16 protein-coding genes are annotated in these 21,777 nt (G+C 69.9%); 9 read left to right on the forward strand and 7 right to left on the reverse strand.

The features are described from left to right. Positions 1–22: 22 nt before the first annotated feature. Positions 23–3,640, forward strand: a complete 3,618-nt coding sequence (locus AB0I12_RS03890; RefSeq protein WP_359924133.1) for a GH116 family glycosyl hydrolase — start codon at positions 23–25, stop codon at positions 3,638–3,640. A gap of 25 nt (positions 3,641–3,665) precedes the next feature. On the opposite strand, the gene AB0I12_RS03895 is transcribed toward AB0I12_RS03890, so the two are convergent. Genes AB0I12_RS03895 through AB0I12_RS03920 form a run of 6 tightly spaced genes read right to left on the reverse strand, consistent with a single transcriptional unit; the run spans position 3,666 to position 10,296 of the window. Next, positions 3,666–4,688 (reverse strand): ABC transporter ATP-binding protein, encoded by a 1,023-nt coding sequence (locus AB0I12_RS03895; protein ID WP_359924136.1) that lies wholly within the window; start codon positions 4,686–4,688, stop codon positions 3,666–3,668. Continuing rightward, on the reverse strand, positions 4,685–5,671 hold the full coding sequence (locus tag AB0I12_RS03900) for an ABC transporter ATP-binding protein (protein ID WP_359924139.1): 987 nt from the start codon (positions 5,669–5,671) through the stop codon (positions 4,685–4,687). Before AB0I12_RS03900 ends, AB0I12_RS03895 begins: the two co-directional genes overlap by 4 nt. Then, positions 5,655–6,584 (reverse strand): ABC transporter permease, encoded by a 930-nt coding sequence (locus AB0I12_RS03905; RefSeq protein WP_359924142.1) that lies wholly within the window; start codon positions 6,582–6,584, stop codon positions 5,655–5,657. The genes AB0I12_RS03900 and AB0I12_RS03905 overlap by 17 nt, the downstream gene beginning before the upstream one ends. Before the next feature lie 3 nt (positions 6,585–6,587). Continuing rightward, positions 6,588–7,592 (reverse strand): ABC transporter permease, encoded by a 1,005-nt coding sequence (locus AB0I12_RS03910; RefSeq protein WP_355692103.1) that lies wholly within the window; start codon positions 7,590–7,592, stop codon positions 6,588–6,590. A 30-nt stretch (positions 7,593–7,622) separates the two neighbouring features. Then, the gene (locus tag AB0I12_RS03915) at positions 7,623–9,338 is read right to left on the reverse strand and encodes an ABC transporter substrate-binding protein (protein ID WP_359924145.1); all 1,716 of its coding nucleotides are present in this window, start codon (positions 9,336–9,338) and stop codon (positions 7,623–7,625) included. A 31-nt stretch (positions 9,339–9,369) separates the two neighbouring features. Continuing rightward, positions 9,370–10,296 carry an ROK family protein gene (locus tag AB0I12_RS03920; RefSeq protein WP_359924148.1) on the reverse strand — a complete coding sequence of 309 codons (927 nt, stop codon included), beginning with the start codon at positions 10,294–10,296 and terminating at the stop codon, positions 9,370–9,372. 119 nt (positions 10,297–10,415) lie between these two features. On the opposite strand from AB0I12_RS03920, the gene AB0I12_RS03925 reads away from it, so the two are divergent. The 3 genes from AB0I12_RS03925 to AB0I12_RS03935 are packed head-to-tail and all read left to right on the forward strand — an operon-like array spanning position 10,416 to position 12,407. Beyond that, positions 10,416–11,597 (forward strand): ROK family transcriptional regulator, encoded by a 1,182-nt coding sequence (locus AB0I12_RS03925; RefSeq protein WP_359924151.1) that lies wholly within the window; start codon positions 10,416–10,418, stop codon positions 11,595–11,597. A gap of 41 nt (positions 11,598–11,638) precedes the next feature. Then, entirely contained in the window at positions 11,639–11,998 is a 360-nt protein-coding gene (locus tag AB0I12_RS03930) for a VOC family protein (protein WP_359924153.1), read from the forward strand. A 4-nt stretch (positions 11,999–12,002) separates the two neighbouring features. Beyond that, entirely contained in the window at positions 12,003–12,407 is a 405-nt protein-coding gene (locus AB0I12_RS03935) for a hypothetical protein (protein WP_359924156.1), read from the forward strand. Here AB0I12_RS03935 and AB0I12_RS03940 read toward each other — a convergent pair. Then, on the reverse strand, positions 12,384–12,908 hold the full coding sequence (locus AB0I12_RS03940; protein WP_359924159.1) for a helix-turn-helix domain-containing protein: 525 nt from the start codon (positions 12,906–12,908) through the stop codon (positions 12,384–12,386). The genes AB0I12_RS03935 and AB0I12_RS03940 overlap by 24 nt on opposite strands. Before the next feature lie 53 nt (positions 12,909–12,961). On the opposite strand from AB0I12_RS03940, the gene AB0I12_RS03945 reads away from it, so the two are divergent. The 5 genes from AB0I12_RS03945 to AB0I12_RS03965 all read left to right on the forward strand — a co-directional run bounded on the left by AB0I12_RS03945 (position 12,962) and on the right by AB0I12_RS03965 (position 21,156). Further along, on the forward strand, positions 12,962–13,420 hold the full coding sequence (locus AB0I12_RS03945) for a nuclear transport factor 2 family protein (protein WP_359924162.1): 459 nt from the start codon (positions 12,962–12,964) through the stop codon (positions 13,418–13,420). Positions 13,421–13,493: 73 nt separating this feature from the next. Then, positions 13,494–14,543 (forward strand): M4 family metallopeptidase, encoded by a 1,050-nt coding sequence (locus tag AB0I12_RS03950; RefSeq protein ID WP_359924164.1) that lies wholly within the window; start codon positions 13,494–13,496, stop codon positions 14,541–14,543. Between the two features lie 122 nt (positions 14,544–14,665). After that, on the forward strand, positions 14,666–16,417 hold the full coding sequence (locus tag AB0I12_RS03955; RefSeq protein WP_359924167.1) for an ABC transporter ATP-binding protein: 1,752 nt from the start codon (positions 14,666–14,668) through the stop codon (positions 16,415–16,417). Continuing rightward, positions 16,410–18,203 (forward strand): ABC transporter ATP-binding protein, encoded by a 1,794-nt coding sequence (locus AB0I12_RS03960; protein WP_359924170.1) that lies wholly within the window; start codon positions 16,410–16,412, stop codon positions 18,201–18,203. The genes AB0I12_RS03955 and AB0I12_RS03960 overlap by 8 nt, the downstream gene beginning before the upstream one ends. Positions 18,204–19,326: 1,123 nt before the next feature. Beyond that, entirely contained in the window at positions 19,327–21,156 is a 1,830-nt protein-coding gene (locus AB0I12_RS03965; protein ID WP_359924173.1) for a DUF222 domain-containing protein, read from the forward strand. The last annotated feature ends 621 nt before the right edge of the window (positions 21,157–21,777 follow it).

Raw genomic sequence — 21,777 nt, forward strand, 5'->3', positions numbered from 1 at the left:
TCCGCCCGTGAAGGAGAACCGAATGGCCACGCAGGAACTTCCGCCCGGCTGTGCCAGCAGATCATGTGCCGGTGACTGTCCCCGGGCCCAGCTGAGTCGCCGGACGTTCATCGCTCTCGGCGCCGGCACGGTCGGTGCGCTCGCCGTTCCCGGTCAGGCGCTCGCCGCCCTGGCCGCGCCGCCGCGCCGTGATCCGGCGGTGCTGTTCGACCGCGGTACGCCGACGTCGTACACCGGTGCCGCGCTGCCGAGGATCGGGATGCCGGTCGGCGGCGGGACGACGGGACAGGTCTATCTGGCCGGCGACGGGCGGTTGTGGGCTTGGGACATCTTCAACCCGACGTCGTTCCCGCTCGGCGGCGCGGACTTCTCCGGGCACAACTACGCCGATCCGCTGTCCGCCGACCAGCCCGGCGCCGAGCGGTTCGGCCAGGGGTTCGCCCTCCGGACGACCACGCGCGGCCGGACCACGACCCGCCGCGTCGACGCGACCGGGTTCGCCGATGTCGAGTTCACCGGTTCGTACCCGATCGGCCGGGTCGCGTACGGCGACGCGGACAGCGCGGTGTCCGTACGGCTGGAGGCCTTCTCGCCGTTCGTCCCGCTGTCCACGGCGGACTCGACGCTGCCGGCAACGATCACGGCGTTCACCCTGCGGAACACGTCGCCGGATCCGGTCCGCGCGACGCTGCTCGGGTATGCCGAGAACCCGGTCTGCATCGAGAGCCGCTTCCGCCAGCCCACCAGGCTGCGGGCGAGCGGCTTCCGGGGCGGTCTCGAGTTCGACGCTGTCGACGACGACTCGGTGCAGGACGACATCCTCTTCGAGGAGTGGGAGAAAGACACCTACGACGGGTGGACCGTCACCGGCGACGCGTTCGGCGCCGGCCCGGTGCGGCCCCTCGACGTACCGAATCTGATGAAGCGCTTCGGCGATCTGAACGTGTCGGGGACGCGCTTCGTCACGTCGTACGACTTCCGCGGCGGCGGATACGACGGCCCGGTCGGGAAGCTGACGAGCCGCGAGTTCACGATCGAACGCCGGTACGTCGCGGTCGGCGTCAGCGGCGGAAGTCATCCCGGCGAGACGTGCGTGAACGTGGTCGTCGACGGGCAGGTCGTGGCCACCGCGACGGGTGCCGAGAGCGAGCCGTTGGTGGCGCAGATGCTGGACGTCGCAGCATACGCGGGACGGACGGCGCGGATCGAGATCGTCGACGCATCGACTGGCGCGTGGGGTCACCTCAGCTGTGACGCGATCGTGTTCACGGACCGGCCGGACATCGTGTTCGAGACCTGGGACCAGCCGACGTACGACGGGTGGGCCGTGGCCGGTGAGGCGTTCGGAGCGGGCCCGGTGACCGCGGCCGAGACGCCCGACGGTTTCCGGCGGCCGTTCGGGGTGCGGACCGAGCTGAACGTCAGCGGGCGGTTCGTCACGTCGTACAACTTCCGCGGCACCGGCGACCCGGACCGATACACGGGCTCGCTCACCAGCCGCGACTTCGTGATCGAGCGGCGGTTCGTCACGGCCTGGGTCGGCGGCGGCCACCACCAGGGCGAGACGTGTCTCAATGTCGTGGTCGACGGGCAGGTCGTGGCCTCGACAGCGGGGACGGACATCGAGCCGCTGACCGCGGTGTCGATGGATGTGGGCGCGTACGCCGGGAAGACGGCGCACCTGGAGATCGTCGACGCCAACACCGGCGGCTGGGGTCACGTGAACGTGGACCGGATCCTGTTCAGCGACCGACCGATCCGCCGGCAGCCGGTGGCGGAGCGTCCCGACGGCGGCACGTTCGCCCTTGCGGCGCTGACGCCGGGCGGGGTGGTCCGGCCGTCGATCGCCGACTGGTCCTCCGTCGACGCGCTCTTCGACTCGGGCGCGGCGCCGGCGGAATCGGACGGGCCGCAGGCCGGGACCGTTGCCGTGACCGTGACGCTGAAACCAGGGGAGTCGCGGACGATCCGGTTCGCGTACGGGTGGTTCTTCCCGAACCCCGAGCGCGAGTTGTTCGCCGAGCTCGTCGGCGCCTCGACGTTCCGCCGGCACTACGCGACCCGGTTCACCTCCGCGCGCGACGTGCTGTCGTACCTGGCTGCCCACGCCGAGCGCCTCGAACGCGACACCAAGCTCTGGGTGCAGACCTGGTACGACGATTCGACGCTGCCGCACTGGTTCCTCGAACGGACCCTCGCGACCGCGTCCACGCTCGCGACGAGCACCTGTTACCGCTGGGACGACGGACGCTTCTACGCGTGGGAGGGGACGTACTGCTGCGCCGGGACGTGCGAGCACGTGTGGAACTACGCGCAGGCGATCGCACGGCTGTTCCCTGCGCTCGAGCGCGACACCCGGGAACGGGTCGACCTCGGGATCGCGTTCCGGCCGACCGGCGAGATCGGCAACCGCGGCGAGGCCGGCGACGCGTCGACGTCGTTCGCGGACGGGCAGACCGGGACGATCCTGCGGATCTACCGCGAGCACCAGATGAGCAAGGACTCGGCGTTCCTGCGCCGGGTCTGGCCGCGGGTGCGGACGGCGGTCGAGTTCCTGGTGACGCACCGGGACGGGCCGGACGAGGACGGCATCTTCCGCGGCAGCCAGTGGAACACGCTCGACACCGAGTGGTTCGGCGAGGTGCCGTGGATCAGCGGGCTGTACGTCGCCGCGCTCCGGGCGGCCGCCGCGATGGCCGGCGAGGTCGGTGACGCGGCGAGCGCTGCCCGGTACACGGCGATCGCCGAGCGCGGGTCGGCGTACCTGGCCACGACACTGTGGAACGACGAGTACGGGTACTACGTGCAGAAGGTCGACCCGGCGCATCCGACGGCGGAGAACAGCAACCGGGGGTTGTTCGTCGACCAGATGTACGGGCAGACGTACGCGGCACAGCTCGGCCTGCCGCGGGTGTTCCCGGCCGAGCAGGCGCGGACGGCGCTGCGGCGCCTGTACGAGTCCAACTTCCGGGCGGATCCGGGGACGTACCGGCCGCCGGGCATCGGGGTCGGGCGGGTCTACACGACCGAAGGCGAGAGCGGCGTCATCATGGCGACCTGGCCGCACGGCGGGTCGTCCGAGACGCGCGGGCTGATGTACTTCAACGAGGTCTGGACCGGGCAGGAGTACCAGTTCGCCGCGCAACTGTTCGCCGAGGGCATGACTGAGGAGGCCCTCGCCGTCACCCGGGCGATGTACGAGCGGTACTCGGCCCGGAAACGCAATCCCTACAACGAGATCGAGGCCAGCGACCACTACGCCCGCGCGATGATGGGCTACGGCGTCTATCTGGCCGCCTGCGGCTACGAGTACCACGGCCCCCGCGGCCACCTCGGCTTCGCACCACGCATCCACCCGGAGAACTTCCGCTGCGCGTTCACCGCCGCGGAGGGCTGGGGCTCGTACAGCCAACGCCGTACGCCGGGCAACCTCTCCGCGTCGGTCGAGGTCCGCTACGGCCGGCTGACCCTCAAGACCCTCTCCTTCGACACCACCAAGCCGGCCCACCACGTCGAGGTCAGGCTGGGGCGCGACCGGCTGCCCGCGCGGGTAGTTGCTGACAGCAACCGGGCGGTCGTCACACTCGGACGGTCGGTGGTCGTCGCACCGGGCGAGGCGCTGGAGGTGATCGTCAGCTGAGGGGGCAGCGAGGAGAGGATCTGCATCAGGTGTCAGGCGTGGCGACGTGGCAGGCGGCTTGGTGGTTCTTGCCCAGGGTGCGGAGGACCGGGGTTTCCACGTGGCAGCGATCGACGGCCAGCGGACAGCGCCAGCGGAAGCGGCAGCCGGGGGTGGGGTCGATGACCTTGGGAGGTTCGCCGGTGTCGCCCTCGATGCCGGTGGTCAACGGTGCCCGCGGATCCGGTACGGCGCCCAGCAGGAGATCCGTGTACGGGTGCTTCGGGTTCTGCAGGACCGACTCCGTCGGGCCGGTCTCGACGACGTGCCCGGCGTACATGATCATCAACCGGTCGGCGACGTACCGGGCGCTCGCGATGTCGTGGGTGATGTAGAGGAACGAGACGCCTTCGGAGCTGCGCAGTTCCGCCATCAGGTTCAGCAGCCCGATCCGGATCGACACGTCGAGCATCGACACCGGCTCATCGGCGAGGATCAGCTTCGGCTTGTGCGCCAGCGCCTGCGCGAACCCGATCCGTTGCCGTTGGCCACCACTCAGCTCGTACGGGTACCGCTGCATGATGTCACCGGCCGGCGACAACCCGACCGCCTCGATGACCCGCTCCGCCTCCTCGAACCGCTGCGCCCGCGACAACGACGGACGATGCAGCTTGAGCGACCGCAGGACTCCGTGCGACACCCGGAACGCCGGGTTCAGCGAGCTGAACGGGTCCTGGAACACCATCGGTACGTCGCCGCGGTACGACAGCTGGTCCTTCCGGGAGCGGTACGTCGACATCGCCCGCCCCTGGTAGAAGATCTCGCCGCCCGTCGGCCGGTACACCCCGGCCAGCAGCCGCGCGATCGTGCTCTTGCCGCTCCCGCTCTCGCCGGCGAGCGCGACGATCTCCTGCCGCCCGATCGAGAAGTTCACGTCGTCGACCGCGTGCAGCAGCTGCCGCGAGAACCCACGGCCGACGCGGAAGTGCCGCGTCAACCCCTTGGCCTCGAGCAGCGGTGCGGCGGCCGTGGACTCGGTCTCCACCTGGGAGATGCCGGCGGTGGTCACTGCGCCTCCCGAACGAGATCAGGGACGTGCAACAGGCAACGAGCCTGCCCACCGCCCACGTTGTACAGCTCCGGGGCGATCTTCGGGCAGTCCTCGAACGCCTTCGGGCAGCGCGGCTGGAAGCGGCAGCCCGGCGGCGGATCGGCCAGGTTCGGCGGGCTGCCCGGGATGCCTGTCAGCGGCACCTTCGGCCCGCGGATCGACGGGAAGGCGTCGAGCAGCCCGGCGCTGTACGGGTGCTGCGGCGCGTCGAACACCGCGCGCGTGTCGCCGAACTCGACGACCTGCCCGGCGTACATCACGACCAGCTTGTCCGAGAAGTGGCTGACCAGCGACATGTCGTGCGTGACGAAGACGACCGCGAACCCGAGCTGCTTCTGCAACTCCTTGATCTGCACCATCAGCGACCGCTGCGCGACCACGTCGAGCGCGGACGTCGGCTCGTCCATGATGATCAGATCGGGCGTGAACAGCAGCGCCATCGCGATCATCGCCCGCTGCCGCATCCCGCCGCTCAGCTGATGCGGGTAGCTGCGCAGGTGGATCGGGTCGATGCCGACGAGCCGCAGGACCTCGGCCGGGCGGTTGTCGCCGACCGTCTCGTCGTGCGCCATGATCGCGTCGTGGAACTGCGCCCCGATGCTCTTCACCGGGTTCAGGGCGTTCATCGCGCTCTGCATCACGACCGAGAAGTCGCGCCACCGCAACGCGGACAGCTGCTTCTCGGTCATCGTCACCAGGTTCTGCCCCTGGAAGGTCACGCTGCCGCCGGTGATCGCGGCCGGCGACGACAGCAGTTGCGCGATCGCGAACAGCAGCGTCGACTTGCCGCAGCCGGACTCGCCGACGATGCCGACGAACTCGCCGGCATGGACGTCGAGGTCGACCTGATCGACCGCGACGACCGGGCGGTCCCCGGTGTCGTACGAGACGGTCAGGTCCCGGACCTCAAGAAGCTGCCTGCTCTCAGTGTTGCCGTGCACGTCGCCTCCGAACCGGCCGCAGCGCGGGGTTGCTGATCTCGTCGAACGCGTAGTTGAGCAGGGCGAAGGACACACCGAGCAGGGCGACCGCCAGGCCCGGCGAGAGCGCCCACGCGGGCAGGCCGTTCACCAGGGCGCCCTGGTTCTGCGCCCAGTAGAGCATCGTGCCCCAGCTCAGCGAGTTGGGATCGCCGAGCCCGAGGAACTGCAGGCCGGCGGCGGTCAGCACCGCGTACAGCGCGGCGCCGAGGAAGTTCGCGACGATCAGCGAGATCATCGTCGGCAGCACCTCGACCACGATGATGTACGAGCGCCGCTCGCCGCGGACCCGCGCCGATTCCAGGAAGTCCCGGTTCCGCAGCGACAGCGCCTGTGCCCGCATCTGCCGGGCGCCGTACGACCACCCGGTCAGGATCAGCACGATGATGATGACGGTCAAGTTGCCCTTGCCGGCGTAGGTCGCCAGCACGATGATCAGCGGGAACGTCGGCAGCACCAGGAAGATGTCGGTCAGCATCGACAGCCCGTCGTCCGCGAACCCGCCCAGGTATGCCGCGGAGACGCCGATCAGCACCGACAGAATCGTGGCGCCGAGGCCGGCGACCACTGCGATCACCAGCGATTCCCGGGTGCTGTAGATCAGTTGGGCGTACACGTCCTGCCCGAGTCCCGTCGTACCGAGCCAATGCTCGGCGGACGGCTTCTGCAGCGGCAGGTCGCCGATCGCCTGTGGATCGTGGTGCGCCCCCGGCACGAACAGCGCCGGGAAGGCGGCGAGCAGGATGAAGAGGAGCAGCAGACCCGCCCCCACCATGGCCTTGCGGTTGTGCAGGATGGCGCGGAACAGACCACCACGCGGGCGGCGGGCCGCACCCGACACCGGGGCCGACGCGCCGGCAACAACTGCGCTCATCGGCTATCCCTTCGTCCGGGCTCGGGGATCGAGCAGGAAGACCGCGAAGTCGCAGAGCAGGACACAGATCAGCACCGCCAGCGTGACCAGGAGGAAAAGGGCCTGCAGCAACGGGTAGTCGGTGCTCACCGTCGCGTTGTAGAACATGTAGCCGAGCCCGGGGTAGTTGAAGACGTACTCGACCAGGATCGTTCCGGAGATCACGAAGCCGAGCGACATCGCGAACCCGGACAGGTTGGGCAGGAACGCGTTCCGCCCGGCGTACCCGAACATGATCCTGCGGTTCGGGATGCCCTTCGCGCGGGCCATCCGGACGTAGTCCTCGGCCAGGGTGGTCACCATGTTGTTCCGCATGGTGAGGATCCAGCCGCCGACCGCGGTGATCAGGATCGTCGCGGCCGGCAGGATGCCGTGCTTGATCACGCTCCAGGCGAACTCCCCGGTGAACGCCGGCGTCAGGCCCTGGTCGTAGTTGAAGTCGTTCGGCAGGATCGGGTTGCTGCCGATCGCGAACAGCGAGATCAGCAGCAGCGCGACCCAGAAGTACGGCAGCGCCGAGGTGACGATGAACACCGGCGGGACGATCCCGTCGATCAGGCCGCCGCGCCGCCAGCCGGCCACGGTGCCTATCAGCGTGCCGATGACGAACGCCAGCACGGTCGCGATACCGACCAGGCCGAGCGTCCACGGCAGCGCGTCGCCGATCAGCGTCGTCACCGGGACGCCGAGACTGCTGCCGATCGACACGCCCCAATGCCCGGTGACCATCGACCTCAGGTACTCGCCGTACTGCAAGATGATGTTCTTGTCCGGGTCGAAACCGAACTCGGCCAGGACCGTCCGCAACTGCTCGGGCGTCACCACCGCGCCGCCCTTGCTCAGCCGTTGCCGTAGTGCTTCCTCGGGGCTGCCCGGCATCATCCGCGGGATGAAGAAGTTCAGCGTCATCGCCGCCCACAGCGTGAGCACGAAGAACCCGAGGCGTCGTATCAGGTATCGCACTCCCACCAGCTCCTCGTGCTCACGCTTCCCGGTTCCTTACTTCTGGGCGGACTTCGAGTACAGGTTGGTCAGCACCTGGCCGACGTCGGGGATGTTGTACGGCGCGGGCTGCGCGTACGGGTTGTCCTGGGTCGGCCAGCCGTCCAGGTCCTTGGTGTTGTACTGGTACCAGTCGACCGACTCGGTCGTCGGAATGAGCGGCACGTCCTTGATCATGTACGACGAGATCTGCTTGATCAGCTTGACCTGCGTGTCCGGGTCCGCGGCGGCGTACTGGTCGAACAGCTTGTCGACCTCGGGCTTCATGTAGCGCGAGTAGTTGCTGTTCGCCTGCTTGCCGATCGGCGCCGAGTTCTTCGAGTACAGCAGCTGCCGCAGCTCGTAGTACGGCGTCGGGCCGCCGGACAGGCTGGAGTACGCGAGGTCGTAGTCACCGGTGTACAGCTTCTGGTTGTACGACTGCTGCTGCAGGTCCTGGATCGTCAGCTCGATCCCGACCTTCGCGAGCTGCTGCTTCACGACCGCCAGCGACGCGTCCCAGTCGGTGTAGCCGGTGACCGTGATGACGCTCAGCTTCAGCGGGTTCGACTCCGAGTACCCGGCGGTCTGCAGCAGCTGCTTCGCCTTGTCCGGGTTCGGCTTGTCGTACCCGGCCGCGGCCAGCGCGTCCTTGTCGAAGTACTTGTCGAACGTCGGCGTCACCACGCCGGTCTGGTTCGCGGCCGGCTGGTACCCGCTCTCACCGATCTTCGAGATCTGCTCGCGGTCGAGCGCGTACGCGATCGCCTGCCGGACCTCGAGCTTGCTGGTCGCCGGCCGGGACGGGTCGTTGTTCGGGACGAGCGCGACGTTCGCGGTCGGCGGGAACCAGTAGTTGTTCTCCGGCGACTTCGCCTTGTAGAAGTTGTCGATGTTCGGGATGTACTGGCCGCCCCACTGGGCCTTGCCGCTGGCCAGGTCGAGGTTGGCCGGGTTGTTGTCCAGGTACGCCGGGTACTGCACCTTCTCGACGTACGGCTTGCCCGGCTGCCAGTAGCTGCCGTTGGCGACGTACGAGATGTTGTTGGGGCTGCACGACTCGACGGTGAACGGCCCGGTGCCGATCGGCTTGGTGTTCGTCCAGGTGGCCGGCTTCGAGGCGGCCTCGCCGGTCGACCAGATGTGCTTCGGCACGATGCCGACCTGGCCGGCGAAGTTGAAGAAGTACGGCTCGGCCGCGGACTTGAACTTCAGCGTGACCTTGTTGCCGGCGGCGGTGACGCTGGTCAGGCCGGCGCCGGTCCACAGCGAGTAGAGGTCGAGCGCGGGCTGCTCCTTCATCCGGTTGAAGGTGTAGACGACGTCATCGGCGCTGAACGGCTGGCCGTCGCTCCACTTCACGCCGTCGCGGATCGTGAAGTCGATCGAGTCCTTCTTCGGCGACCAGGTGAACGCGGTGGCCAGCATCGGCGTGGTGGCGCCGGCCTTCAGCACGTTGACGAACGTCAACGGCTCGTAGACGAAGCCGAGCGCGACCTGGTTGACCGCCGGGTTGAACGGGTTGAACTGGCACGGCCAGGTCTGCCCGCCGACGTTCGCGATCGTGACGGTGCCGCCCTTCTTGTGCTCGCCGGTGGACCCGCCGCCGCTGCTGCTCGACGACGACGGGTTGGACGACGCCGCGTTCCCGATCGGCTTGTCGCCGCCGCCGCATCCGGCGGTCAGTGCGCCGACCGCCACGGCGGCGACGGCGATGCGTGTGATGCCCCTCATCGTCTTCTGCCTTTCGCTACTGGAATCCTGCTCATGCGAATGCTTCCGCGCCGAGGACGGCGCCTGCTGCCTCGACGCCCAGGGCGAGCGCCCCGATCAGCGGCGCCTCCGTCGGGAACCGTGCCACCGAAAGCTCCGGCGGAAACGGGACGGCTGCGTCGAGGGCGCGACGCAGGCCGGGTTCGAGCTGGTCCCAGGACCGGACCAGCCCGCCGCCGACGACGATCCGGGACGGGTCGACCGCGATGGCCAGGTTGGCCAGATGCAGGGCCAGCTCCCGGACGAACTCGTCGGTGAGGACGGCGGCCGCCGGCTGGCTGCGCGCCATCGTGAAGACGTCGGCGGCCGTGACCGGTCGCCCGAGCCGGGCGCTGCCGGTGGTCTCGAGTGCCTGGCCGCTGACGACGTGTTCCAGGATCGTGCGCCCGTCGCCGCCGGCGTACACGTCCGCGGCGGAGCGCAGGTTGTAGCCGATCTCGCCGGACGCGCCGTGCGCGCCGGTGATCACGGTGCCGCCGGCAACGATCGCGACCGCCAGACCGGTGCCGAGATTGACGTACAGCGCGGGGTCGCAACCCGCCAGCGCGCCCCACCGCAGCTCGGCCTCCGCGGCTGCCTTCACATCGGTGGCCAGCCGGACCGGTACGCCGGGAAACGCGTTCCGCACCAGCCGCCCGAAGGGCAGCTCGCCCCAGCCCGGGAAGGTGGGAGCCAGCTCGACGCGGTCGTCGTACGGGATGCCCAGCGTGGCGGCGCCGACCCCCGCCAGTTGCTGGCCGGGGGTGAGCAGCTCGTGCGCCGCGGCGAGGCTTCGGGTGAGCGCCTCGGCGGCGTCACCGGATCCGTCCCGGCTGTCGATGACCGTCCCGCTCAGCCGGCGGCCGGTGAGGTCGCCGACGGCGAGTGCGATCTTCGTCCCGCCGAAGTCCAGCCCGAGGACGACCGGTGTCGAAACCACAGGGTGGCACCTCCTCGCGCCGACCAATAGAATCGATAGGAAACTAACTTAACAACCAGCGGACCACAAGCCTTAACTCCGACTTGGTGGCCGAGTTGTTAGCGAGCGAGGGGGTCGACGTGACAGTTGTCGCCGGCGGGGCGCGACCACAGCTGATTCGCGAGATCAACGAGCAGGTGCTGCTCGACCACATCAGGCGGTCCGGCCCGATCTCGCGCACCGAGCTCGCCGGGCTCACCGGTCTCTCGAAACCGACGGTGTCCGCCGCGCTGGGTTCGCTGGAACGGACCGGTCTCGTGCACGTCACCGGCCAGCGCACCGGCGTGCCCGGGCCGGCCGCCAGTCTGTACGAGGTGCGGCCCGAGGCCGGGTTCGTGCTCGGACTCGATGTCGGGCGCGAGTACCTGCGCGGCGGCATCGCGGATCTCGCCGGCACCGTGCGCAGCAGGCTGAGCGTGCGGACGAAGGCCGGCGACGCGATGGCGCGCATTCAGGAGCTCGTCGATCTGACCGCGACGCTGGCTGCCGAGGCGGGGATCGAGGTCGGGCAACTCACGCAGACCGTGCTCGGCAGTCCCGGTGTCTACGACCCGCGGCTCGACGCGTTGACCCTGACCGGCAGGCTGTCGGGCTGGGATTCGCCGGCGACGCTGGCCGCGCTGCGCGAACGCTTCGGTCCCTCGCTGATGGTCGAGAACGACGTCGACGCGGCCGCGATCGCGGAACGGGTGCACGGCCACGGCAGGGACGTCGAGAGTTTCGCGTTCGTGAGCGTCGGCACCGGTATCGGCATGGGCCTGGTGCTCGACGGCAAGCTCCGGCACGGGTCGCACGGAGTGGCAGGGGAGATCGGGTACCTGCCGTTCATCGAAGGAAGCGGCAGCGACCCCCGCGATGCGCGCAAGCGGGGCGGGTTCGACGCCTCCGCGTCGGCGGCAGCCGTCGTCCGCGCAGCGCGCCGGGCCGGTGTCCGCGGCGCCGCGACGGCGGAGAAGGTGTTCGCGGCCGCCGCGCGGGGCGACGTACTGGCCGCTGCGGTCGTCGCGGAGGAGGCCTTGCTGGTCGCGAAGGCGGTCTGCACGGTGATCACCGTCGTCGATCCGGACCTGGTCGTGCTCGGCGGCGGTATCGGGCAGGCGCCAGGGTTCCTGGAGGCTGTCACCAAGCAGTTGCGCCAGCTCGCGCCGGTGATGCCCGAGGTGAAGGCGAGCGTGCTCGGCACCGAGACCGTGGTGGCGGGCTGTCTCGCTGCCGGCGTCGACCGGGCGTGGCAGACGCTGGTCGGAAACTCGGCCGCCTAACCGGACGCAGACCGTCCGGAACCGCGGCTAGGGTGCGAGCCATGGCTATCGCAATGTATCCAGCGTTCGTCCTGGATTGTCCTGACTCGGCGCGGCTCGCGCAGTTCTACGGCGAGCTGCTCGGCTGGAAGGTCGAGTCCCGCGAGGGCTGGGCGGAGATCCGCCCGGAGGACGGCAGCAACTGCATCTCCTTCCAGCAGGTGGCGGACTTCAAACCGCCGACCTGGCCGACGCAGGACGTCCCGCAGCAGCTGCACCTCGACGTCATGGTCCGCGACCTCGACGAGGCCGAACCGGAAGTCCTCGCAATCGGCGCCACCAAGCCCGACCACCAGCCCGGCACGTCGTTCCGCGTCTTCCTGGACCCGGCCGGTCATCCGTTCTGCCTCTGTATAGATTGAGAGGGTGACGAGCTGGCGGGAGGAACGACGGCAGGCGGCCGCCGAGCACGGCGCCGCGCTGGAACGCAAGCGGGCCGCCGAGGCCGCGCAGGCGCGTGAGCTGCTGGCCGGCTTCGTCGCGACGATGAACGAGCGCGGCGTGCCGCCCGAGCCGCTGCGGGCCCAGGTCGTCGGGTCGAACGCCAGCTACCGCACGGATCTGACCGGGTGGTATCTGCGCCGCAACCGCTCGCTCGCCGTGGACGTCGACGGCAACTTCTACATCCTCGGCGTACCCGCCAGCCTGAAGGCCCGCGTCGCCGGGGTGCGGGTCCGGCCGTCCGACCCGCCGCTCGTCGTCGGTCAGGGCGCCCGCGACGGCGAGTCGATGCCGCTCGCCGAGCTGCTACGCCTCCGGCTCGAGTCTTAGGTCCTGTCTGGTACCTAGCACGCTCGCGATCAACGCCGTGCCGGGCGCTGTCCGGCCGCCCGGTCCCGGCGACGGCTCGACATCGCCCATGTCCAGCGCCTCGCCGCACTCCGAGCAGCAGACCGTCGGGGTCGTCAGCTTGCCGCAGGTCGAGTGCGTGAACCGGATCGGCTGACCCGCCGGGGGAGTCGCCCAGCGGTCGCCCCAGGCGGTGAGGGCCATCAGGATCGGCACGAGCTCCCGGCCCGCCTCGGTCAGCTCGTAGCTGTAGCGCACCGGGTTCTGCTGGTACGGCGTACGTCGGACCAGGCCGCCGTCGACGAGTGTGGCGAGGCGGTCGGTGAGCAGGTTGCGGGAGATGCCGAGGTCGGCGACGAACTGGTCGAAGCGGTTCAGGCCGAGGTACAGATCGCGCAGGACGAGCGGCGTCCACCAGTCGCCGATCAGCTCCAGGGACTGGGCGAGCGAGCAGTGCATCGAGGCGAAGCTGGTGTTCCGCATGCCTCGAGTGTAGTCAGTTGCGTTATTGAACTCACTAGCCCTACGGTGGGTGCATGGGGATCTACCACCGGATAGTGGCGCGACAGGTGCGGCACGCGTTCGCACAGATCAGCGAGGGCAACTGGGAGGCGATGGTGGCCGGGATGGCGCCGTCGTTCACGTACCGGTTCTACGGAGACCATGCGCTCGGCGGCGAGCGGCGGACCCACGAGGCGCTGCGACGCTGGTGGGAGCGGTGCTTCCGGCTGCTGCCGGGGACGCAGTTCGACGTACAGGACGTGATCGTCAGCGGGTGGCCGTGGAACACGCAGGTCGCAACCGCGGTCACCGTCCACGTCAACGTCGTGGACGGGTCGACGTACGAGAACGTCGTGCACCAGTTCCTGCGGATCAGGTGGGGAAAGATCACCGAGGTCCGCACCCTCGAGGACACGGCCGTCCTGCAACGCACCCTCGACCGCCTCGCCGCCGCCGGCTACCCCGAGGCCCACGCGGAGCCGATCGTCGGCTGACGAGATCTTCCGCCGCCGGGCCCGGGCATCTACCTTGTGGGGGCATTTCCCTGCGAACGATCCGGAGCGAGCCATGCGGTCGAAGACCTGGAGAACATCCGTAGCCCTGACGTCTGCCGCCGTGCTGACCCTGGCGGCGCTGGCGGCCCCCGCCGCGGAGGCGAAACCGCCGACGGGCGCCACGACGGCCAAGGCGCTCGTCTTCATCCCGAACCCGGTGCAGTCGAGCGGCGACGAGTCGCTCACCGACCAGAAGGACTCGGCGACGGCCGTGCCGCGGGGCGCCTACTACGAGGTGACGCTGACCGACCTGGACGGCTCGGGGTACCTGAGCGGCGCCTGGGCGAACGTGCGCAGTACGACCGGCACCCCGGCGTACACCACGAACGGCACCTACTTCTACGACCGGCACGACGACCAGTTCGAGCAGGTGATGTCGTACTTCTGGGGGACCGAGGCGCAGAAGTACCTGCAGTCGCTCGGCTTCGGCAGCACCCTGCCCGCGGTGAACGCGGAGAGCCAGGACTACAAGGTCGACCAGTACGGCGTGGACAACTCGTTCTCGTGGGACAAGCACGACACCATCACGCTCGGCAAGGGCGGCGTGGACGACGCCGAGGACGGTGAGGTGATCGTGCACGAGACCGGTCACGCCGTGCACGATGCGCAGGTGCCGGGCTTCGGCACGTCGCTCGAGGCCGGGTCGATCGGCGAGGCGTTCGGCGACTACTTCGCGGTCAGCGTCGGCTACTGGGTGGCGAAGAAGTACGGCGTACCGATCCAGGCGGATCTGGCGTGCGTGATGGACTGGGACTCCACTTCCTACACGTCGACCGTCCCGCACTGCCTGCGCCGTCTCGATGCCGGCAAGCACTACCCGGAGAACGTCGTCGGCGAGGTGCACGCGGACGGCGAGATCTGGTCGCAGGCGCTCTACGACATCCGTCTGGCCCTGGGGCCGACGGTGGCGGACCGGATCATCATCGACGCGCAGTTCGGCTTCGACCCGGACACGAGTTTCGCCGCCGCTGCCGCGAAGACGGTCGCGACCGCGCGGTCGCTGTACGGTCCGAGCCAGGCTTCCGCCGTACAGAAGGCCTTCGCGGCTCGCGGCATCCTCTGACGTTTTCCGGGCCCGGCCGGAAACTCGGATGCGTTTTGTCGGTGCGGCCGGTTACGGTCGGTCAAGTGCTGACGTTGCTGCGGTACGGGATTCGTGTTGCGCCTGGAAGCACCCTTCTGACGATGGGTCTGGCCGTTCTCGGCTCGTTGCTGGGGATGGCGGTCACGCTGCTGACCGGCCAGGTCGTGGGGGCGGTGCCGGGTGTCGTCGAGGGACGCCCCGGCGCGATGCCGCTCGGCGAGTTCAGCTTGCTGCTCGGCGCCCTGCTGGCGGTCTTCGTCATCGACAGCCTGTTGCCGGCGCTCCAGCACGTCGCCTCGTTGACGATGGACGCCGGCCTGGTCCGCGCGATCGGCAACCGGATCACCGAGCCGCTGCTCCGGCCGCGCCGGATCGCGCACCTCGAGGACGCCGAGGTGCTGGACGTGCAGGAGCGGGCGAAGGGCAAGGGCGGGTTCCATCTCGCCCAGGGCATGAGCCAGCTGCCATGGCTGCTGGCCAGCCGGGTCACGCTGATCGGGTCCGCGGTCATCGTCGGGGCAATGTTCCGGTGGTGGGTGGCCGCGATGCTGGTCGTGGTCACCCTGCTCCTGGAGTGGTACGGCGGTCGCCTGGTCGAGCGTGAGATCGACGTCTGGTGGGGCAACACCGAGGAACAGCGCCGGGCGCAGTACCTGTTCAACCTCGGCATGCGCGACGCCCCGAAGGAGCTGCGGGTCTTCGGCCTGCACCGCTGGCTCGTCGAGCGCTATGTGCGCGACTGGACCGCGGGCTACCGCCCGGTGTGGGCCCGTCGTCGCCAGAACGCGAAATGGTCGATGCTGATCGGCGGCGTGCACCTGCTGGCGAACGGCGTCGCGATCCTCGCGGTCGGCCGCGCCGCCATGAACGGTTCGCTGCCGCTCACCCAGGTCGCGACGACGTTGCCCGCGATCCTCGTCATCGGGCAGGCGAACAACGGGTTCGGTGTGGTGCAGGTCCGCCGCGGACTGTCGGCGTACCGGGCGATGCGCGACCTGCCGGACACGATCGCCGAGCGGCACCCGGAGCCGGCCGTCACGACGAAGCACCGGATCGAGACGATGCCGGCGCGCGAGATCCGCTTCGAGAAGGTCAGTTTCCGCTATCCGGGCTCGGAGACCGACGTGCTGCGCGAGCTCGACCTGACGATCCGCGCGCACGAGGCGCTCGCGCTGGTCGGCGTCAACGGGGCCGGCAAGTCCACGCTGGTCAAACTCCTCGGCGGTGCGTACCAGCCGACGAGCGGCCGAATCCTGGTCGACGGCGTCGATCTCGCCGATCTCGACCTCGCGGCGTGGCAGCGGCGGGTGGCCGCGATCGTCCAGGACTTCCTGCGGTTCCCGTTGCCGGTGACCGACAACGTGGTGTTCGGCGGGGTGGAGCGCGCGGGCGATGAGCTCACGCTGGTCAGGGTCGCGCGCGAGTCCGGTATCGCCGAGGTCGTCCGGGGTCTGCCGAAGGGCTGGGACACCGTGCTGGACAAGACGTTCGACGGCGGCGTCGACCTGTCCGGCGGCGAGTGGCAGCGGGTCGCGCTGGCCCGGGCGCTGTTTGCGGTGCACGCGGGCGCGGGCGTGCTGGTGCTCGACGAGCCGGCGGCGGCGCTCGACGTCCGGGCCGAGGCCGAGCTGGTCGAGCGGTACCTCGAGCTCACCTCGGGGGTGGCGTCGCTGATCATCTCGCACCGGTTCTCGGTGGTGCGCAACGCCGACCGGATCTGCGTGCTGTCCGACGGGCGGATCGTCGAGGACGGGACGCATGAGGAGTTGCTCGACCGCGACGGTGAGTACGCCGGGATGTTCCGGCTGCAAGCGGAGCGCTACGTGACCGGACCGGAGGCGATCGATGTCTGAGCGGGGACGCACGGCACGGATCCTGTGGCTGTGGCTGAGCACGTCGTTCCGGGCAGCGCCGGCGCTGATGGCGATCTCGACCGTCCTGGTCGCGGCGCGCGCGATCACCGCACCGGCCCAGACGTACGGCGTGAGCCGGCTCGTCGACGGGATCGCGTCGGACCAGTCGAGCACGATCGCGCTCGGCGTCGGCATCATCATCGGCGGTCTCGCGGTGTCGTTCCTGGCGGACGGACTCGGCTGGCCGCTGCAGGACACCGCGCAGGAGCGGATGGCCGGTCGCGTGCACGCCGACCTGCTGGACGTGACCGCGGGCATCCCGGGCCTGTCGCATCACGAGCGGCCGGACGTCGCCGACCGCCTCGAGCTGGTGCGGGAGCGGGCGTGGCGGATGGGCGTCGGCGCCGAGGTGCTGCTCTGGGCGTTCGCCACCGTCACGAACACCGCGACCGTGCTCACGCTGCTCGGGTCGGTGCATCCGCTGTTGCTCGTGCTCCCGTTGCTGGGCGGCGCGCGGATCTGGTCGGCGTACCTGAGCAGCACGCGGCAGCAGAAGGCGTGGGAGGATTCGCTGCCGCAGGAGCGCCTGGTGGACAAGCTGATCGAGGTCGCGAAGGATCCGCGGACCGCGCTGGAGCTGCGGGTGTTCGGCCTCGGGAAGGTGCTGCTGGACAGGATCTTCGCGCTGCAGACCGAGCGTTTCGAGCGCCGCGTCGCGGCCGCCCGGTGGGGTGGGAAGGTCGACGGCTCGGTGCGGTTGGTCTTCGGGCTCGCGTACGCCGCGGCGATCGTCTGGGTGGTCGTCCGCGCGCGGAACGGGCAGTCCGACGCGGGTGACGTCACCCTTGTGCTGCTGCTCGCGCCGCAGGTCGACCAGATGACCGGCGGCATCGCGCAGAACGTGTACTGGGTCGGCGAGGTCGTGCGGAGCTTCAGCCGCTACGACTGGCTGCGTGAGTACGCGAAGCAGAACTCATGGCGCTCGAGCACGACCCCCGCGCCCGAGCGGCTGACCAGCGGAATCGAGTTGCGGGACGTCGGATTCTCCTATCCCGGTTCGGAATCCGCCGTGCTGAGCGGGATCAACCTGAGTGTGCCGGCCGGGTCGGCGGTCGCGCTGGTGGGGGAGAACGGCGCCGGCAAGACGACACTGGTCAAGCTGCTCGCCCGGATGTACGACCCGACGACCGGGCGGATCCTGGTCGACGGCGCGGACCTCGCGACGATCCAGCCGGACGCGTGGCGGTCGCAGCTGTCGGCCGGGTTCCAGGACTTCGTGAAGTTCGAGCTCACCGCGCGCGAGGTCGTCGGCATCGGCGACGTACAGCGGGCCGGCGACGACGACGCCGTCCGGGCCGCCGTGCTCCGCGGCGACGCGGCGTCTGTGGTCGCCGGGCTGCCGCGCGGGCTGGATTCCCAGCTGGGCAAGAAGTTCACCGACGGCGTCGAACTCTCCGGCGGGCAGTGGCAGCGGCTGGCGCTGGCGCGGGCGTTCATGCGTGAACGCCCGCTGCTGCTCCTGCTGGACGAGCCCACCGCGGCCCTCGACCCTGAAGCCGAGCACCGCCTCTACGAGCAGTACGCCGCAGCCGCCAAGATAGCCGCCGCCGAAACCGGCGGCATCACCGTCCTCGTCTCCCACCGCTTCTCCACCGTCCGCATGGCCGACCTGATCGTTGTCATGCACAACGGCCGCATCGAAGAGTTCGGCACCCACGAGGACCTCCTGGCCGCCAACGCCCGCTACGCCGAACTCTTCGAACTCCAGGCCCGCGCCTACCGCTGACGCTCCAGCACTAGGAACTTGGCTGGCGGTCTGGTGACTCTTCGACAGGCACCAAAGCAAGGGCGACAGAGCGGACGTTGGGGTGCCTGCCTGGGGTCGGCTGCAGTCGGCGGTGCTCCAGGACTACGGAAGCAGGCTGGCGACCTTCGAGGAACCATCTGGTTCGGGCCTGCCCTGCCGGACCAGCACAACCCGCTGACGCTCGCGGACTCAGATGTCGGCATGCTGCACCACCCGGAGGTCCGAGGGCGACGACCCATCTGCTTTCTGCGTACGGGCCGACCACACCTCAGCTGATCAGCCGGTGCGTCAGGCACCCAGTTCGAGGTGTGAATCACTCGCCTGGCTGGGTTCGAAACAGCATGCGGGAGCGTGAGCTCGCCTTGAAGCACCTGCCTCGTGCTCGCCCTCACAAAGCGTGAGCCGACACGACCCCTGACACCTCGGCTATTGGCACTCATCCCACCGCGGGCTGCAGGCGAGCCAACCACTCACCTGAAGAAGCATGCCAGGAGCATTAACTCGGCTTGAAGCACCGTTTGGTGCTCGCTGTCGTGAAATGTGGGCCGACGCGACTTCTGACGCGTCGGCTCTTTGGGTACCAAATCCCACCGCGGTCTGCCGGCTCAACCGGTCAGGCGCGGCCTGACCGGTGCCTGCTATCTGCAGACCAGCACCTCGGTCGTCTGGGTCGACGCAGTCTCGATTCCTGTTGTACTGGATCGCGCGAAGATCGCCGAGTTGATCGTCCGGATGCCTTCATATCCTGGCATGCCAGCCGAAACCGCGCGTCCACCGCCGTTTGGACCGCCTCCGGGTGCCACCTCCATTGAGGCGGCTCCAGACCGGGTGACCCTGAGGGATGTCGTCAGCTGCCGAATCATCCTGCCACTCAACCCTGCGGCCCGGTGGCCAGCGGCGAGCGGCTTGGACTAGGCGCAGGTGTGGAGCTGTGCCGATGGTGTGAACCGTGCAGCGTACGGAGCAGGTGCTGGTGCCCACGGAGGATGACGCCCGGCTCCCAGGGCGCGGGGGTGTTTGCTGGTGTGGGCCCCCGAATTGCCCACAAAATAAGGGGATTCCGGCTCGGAAACTGTCGGTGGGACCGTCTAGAGTCAGTGGCATGGAACTTCTAGGCGAGCGACCGGCGTGGTCGATGAGTGGCAGCGAACTGCTGTCCACCCTCGACACGCTGGAAGCCGAGCTCGCCCGCCTGGAGGCCTACCGGCTGAGCGTGGTCGCCGCGATCGAGTCCACCGGGTACGCGCAGGAGCTCGGCGCCCGCGACACCGCAGAGCTGCTGCGTTTCCGGTACCGCCTGGACCCACCGGCCGCCCGCCGCACCCTCCGCCTCGCCCAGACCGCCCCGCACTACCCGGCCGTGTCGGCCGCCCTCGACCGCACCGCCTCCTCCGCACCCACCGACGCACCCGACGAGAGCGGGTCCGACGACAGCGGATCCGGGGACGGTGGTGGTGACGGCTGGCTGCTGCGGCCGGCGCAGGCGGCCGCGATCGTGTCCCCGCTCGAGCGGGTCCGGTCGCGGGTGCCGGTGGAGCACTTGGACGCGGCCGCGGAGCAGCTGGTCGGGCTGGCCGGTCACCTGTCGCCCGGCGAGCTGCGCACCGCCGCGAAGGAGATCGCCGACCTGCTGGACTCCGACGGCCCCGAGCCCGAGGAGCTGAAGGCGTATGAACGCGAGTCCCTGACGCTGTCGGCCGCGGACAATGGCGTGAAGTTCAAGGGGTTCTTGGCCAACGAGAACGCCGAACTCCTGCGCGCGGTCGTGCATGCCGGGGCCCGCCCGCACAAGACCGTCGACGGCGAACACGACCCGCGCCCCCGTGACAAGCGCCAGGCCGACGCCTTGTCCGGCGCCCTGGGCATCGCCGCCGCCGCGTGGGACACCGCGGGACCCACCGCGCCCACCGGACCTACCGGACCTGCAGCGGCGACCACGGCCGCCGCGGGCAGCGCCGGCAACGCGAGCAGCGCCGGCAACGCGGGCAGTGCTGGCAGTGCGGGCAGTGCGGGCAGTGCTGGCATCGCGGGCATCGCGGGGGGTGCTGGGAGGGTGGGGAAGGATCGTCGGGTGGCCGGGTATGGCGCGAAGGCGACCATCACGGTCACGATCGACTTCGAAGACTTGAAGGCCGCGACCGCGGACGCGATCGGGCGTACCGTCTACAGCGGCGGGCTGTCAGCGGCCACGATCCGGCGGCTGGCGTGCGACGCGAACATCATCCCGCTGGTGCTCGGCTCGAACTCCGAACCGCTCGACGTCGGCCGCCTCGAACGCCTGGTCACCAAGGCGATGCGCCGCGCCCTGGAGGCCCGCGACCGCGGCTGCGTGGTCTGCGGCGCCCCGCCGGTCATGTGCGACGCCCACCACCTGATCTCCTGGATCGACGGCGGCGACACCAAAGTCTCGAACCTGGCTCTGCTATGCCGTCGTCACCACACCGACGTCCACCGCGGTCACTGGCATATCCGCATCACCAGCGGCGTCGTCCACGTCACCCGCCCGAGCTGGGCCACGGCCCCACCGGCCGCCGCCGCACGACGATCGGGACCGCCGGACGCCCAGCCACTCAGTACGGCGCCACCGGACACTCAGCCACGACCTACGGCACCCCCGGATGCCCTGCCTGGATGCACGGCACCGCCGGACGCCCTGCCTGGATGCACGGCACCGCCGGACGCCCTGCCTGGATGCACGGCACCGCCGGACGCCCTGCCTGGATGCACGGCACCGCCGGACGCCCTGCCTGGTTGCACGGCACCACCGGATGCTGAGCCAGATCGTGGGGGACCGCCGGAGGCGCAGCCCGCATGTGGGGCACTGCCGGACGTCCATCCACCTGCCGCCGAAGAGACCAGCGTGGCCCGGTCGCGGTGGCGGGCGGACGATGACGCTTTGCAGCAAGCGGCTGCCTTCGCGGCAACCGGTTGAGGCCGGGCAATACAACAACGTCCGGATTGACGGCACGAGACCAAGATCGGCAACCTGCCTCTGCCCTGCCGCCACCACGCCGAACTGCACAACGGCCACTGGCATACCCACACCGCCTGCGGGGTCGTCCAGTCACCCGCCCGAGCTGGGCCGCGCCGTCGCCGCAGCACGACGCTCGGCGCCGCCGGACGCTCACCCACGCCGCACGGCACCGTGGGACGCTCACGCCGTAAGGGGCCGCCGGACGCCGCGCCGCGCTGTACGGCGCGGCGGGGCGCTCGGCCAGGCTGGTGGGAGCCGGAGGCTAGGCAAGGCCGTGGGGGACTGCCGGACGCCGAGCCACGCCGTACGGCACCGCGGGACGCTCACGCCGTGCGGCGCGGCGGGGCGCTCAGCCATGCTGTGCGGCGCGGCGGGGCGCTCAGCCGGGCTGGTGGGAGTGCCGGTGGTTAGGCAGGGCCGTGGGGATTGCCGGACGCCGAGTCACGCCGTGCGGCACCGCGGGGGGCTCAGCCATGCTGTACGGCGCGGCGGGGCGCTCAGCCGGGCTGGTGGGAGTGCCGGTGGTTAGGCAGGGCCGTGGGGATTGCCGGACGCCGAGTCACGCCGTGCGGCACCGCG

Source organism: Kribbella sp. NPDC050459 (assembly GCF_040655315.1).
In the GTDB taxonomy this organism is placed as follows: Bacteria; Actinomycetota; Actinomycetes; order Propionibacteriales; family Kribbellaceae; genus Kribbella.